This is a genomic window from Vibrio sp. 10N.261.52.A1 (assembly GCF_002876325.1).
In the GTDB taxonomy this organism is placed as follows: Bacteria; Pseudomonadota; Gammaproteobacteria; order Enterobacterales; family Vibrionaceae; genus Vibrio; species Vibrio chagasii.
The window spans coordinates 1-2,076 of the sequence record NZ_MCYD01000256.1; the positions used below are offsets into that span (position 1 = coordinate 1).

A 2,076-nucleotide genomic window follows, 5' to 3' on the forward strand; every position below is an offset into this window, starting at 1 on the left:
CTTGGTAACTCTTCGCTTTTGGATCGGTATCTTTAAGGGTTTCACCATCGTAAACGCGCATTTTCGAGAACAGGGATGAGTTCTCAGGCTCTTTCAGTCTCGATAGGATGCTGAATTGCGATAGCAGGTCGAGTGTGCTTGGTGAACACGGTGCATTCGACAGTTCACTGTGCTCAAGCAGTTTCTTGTAGATCTTAACTTCTTCAGAAACGCGCAGACAGTAAGGGACTTTTACAATGTACACACGGTCAAGGAAGGCTTCATTGTTCTTGTTATTGCGGAATGTCTGCCACTCGGATTCGTTCGAGTGAGCCAGAATCATACCGTCGAATGGCAGTGCAGAAAGCCCTTCAGTACCGTTGAAGTTACCTTCTTGAGTTGCTGTTAGTAGAGGGTGTAGTACCTTGATCGGTGCTTTGAACATCTCTACGAATTCCATCAGACCTTGGTTAGCTTTACATAGCGCACCAGAGTAGCTGTAGGCATCTGGATCATCTTGAGAGAAGTGTTCTAGTTTACGGATATCTACTTTACCAACTAGTGAAGAGATATCTTGGTTGTTTTCATCACCAGGCTCTGTCTTCGCGATCGCCACTTGGTCGAGGATAGAAGGGCGTAGCTTGATGACTTTGAATTTAGAAATGTCGCCGCCGAAATCATGCAGGCGTTTTGCAGCCCATGGAGACATAATCGAACGAAGATAGCGTTTTTCGATGCCATACTCGTTTTTCAGTAAGTCACCATCTTCATTGACGTCAAATAGACAAAATGGGTGGTCATTTACTGGGCTTCGTTCACCGTCAGCAGAAAGTACGTAAATAGGTAGCTTTTGCATCAGTGCTTTTAGCTTTTCAGCAAGCGATGATTTACCGCCGCCCACAGGACCCAGCAAGTAGAGGATCTGTTTGCGTTCTTCTAGGCCTTGCGCAGCATGTTTTAGATAAGAAACAATCTGTTCAATCGCGTCTTCCATGCCGTAAAAATCTTCGAATTCACGGTAACGAGATATAACTCGGTTAGAGAAAATGCGACTTAGTTGAGGGTCTTGCGCGGTGTCAATAACCTCAGGTTCGCCAATAGCCAGAAGTAAGCGCTCCGCAGCGTTGGCGTAAGCACTTTTGTCGTCTTTACACAGCGCCAAGAACTCTTGCAGTGTCAGCTCTTCTTCCTTGGCTGCTTCATAACGTGATTGATAGTGGTCAAATATACTCATAGTCACATTCCCCTTGTTAACCAGTCAAAACTGACGAGCGATTGAAAAATAGGCTCTCCCTACATTTTAAGGTTAGACCCGCTTCCACAATTTTGCTTAACAATTATGTATTTATTTACAATTTTGCGTGTTGAATGAGTCGCGAAAGCAGTCGGCAACTTGATGCGCGCAGAATCAAATAAATTTATATACGAAGGGTTTCGGCCTTTTGTTTTGTGTTTTTTAGCAATTTTGCAATTCCCACACTGTATTTATGTATATCGGATGTATTACTGGGTTCTATTGATTTTTTGGAATGTAGTACCATATAATGCGCAGCGTTATCAGAAATCGCTTAAAAAATAGGTAGAAACAGTGAAGAGTCTTTGGTTAAAAATCGCCATTGTTGGAACAGCAATGTTAACGGCGACCACTACGCACGCAAAAATATCACAATGGTCATTGGGTGTGGCTGCCTCTTATTCTCCTGCTGTGTATAAAGACACGGCGTCAAATCGCGCGGTTATTCCTATGATTGGCTATGAAGGTGAACACTTTTTCATGCGTGGATTCAGCGCTGGCTATCGTTTGTTACCAGCTGGCTCACCTCAGAATATTGTGTTTCGAGCGGTTTATGATCCAAGAACATTAAAGCCAGGTGACTCAGACAATGTGGATATTCAAAAACTAGATGAACGTAAAGCTTCGGTATTAGGTGGCGTCAGCTATCAAGTGATTACGCTGGTGGGTATGTTTGAGGCAACAGCGGGCTCAGACTTAGGCTTTAGGCACAACGGTATTTATGCTGAAGCGGCTTGGCGCCTGCCTATTCGCCGCAACGGCTGGGCGATTACGCCTTCGATTGGTTACGCTTACAACAGTGA

At 44.4% G+C, this 2,076-nt stretch carries 2 protein-coding genes; one reads left to right on the top strand and one right to left on the bottom strand.

The annotated features are described in order from the left end of the window. A partial coding sequence (locus BCT81_RS03335; RefSeq protein ID WP_102423238.1) for a PrkA family serine protein kinase occupies positions 1–1,213 on the bottom strand: 1,213 nt, incomplete at its 3' end. Between the two features lie 396 nt (positions 1,214–1,609). Here BCT81_RS03335 and BCT81_RS03340 point away from each other — a divergent pair. After that, on the top strand, positions 1,610–2,076 hold a 467-nt coding region (locus BCT81_RS03340), incomplete at its 3' end, for a MipA/OmpV family protein (protein WP_198596836.1).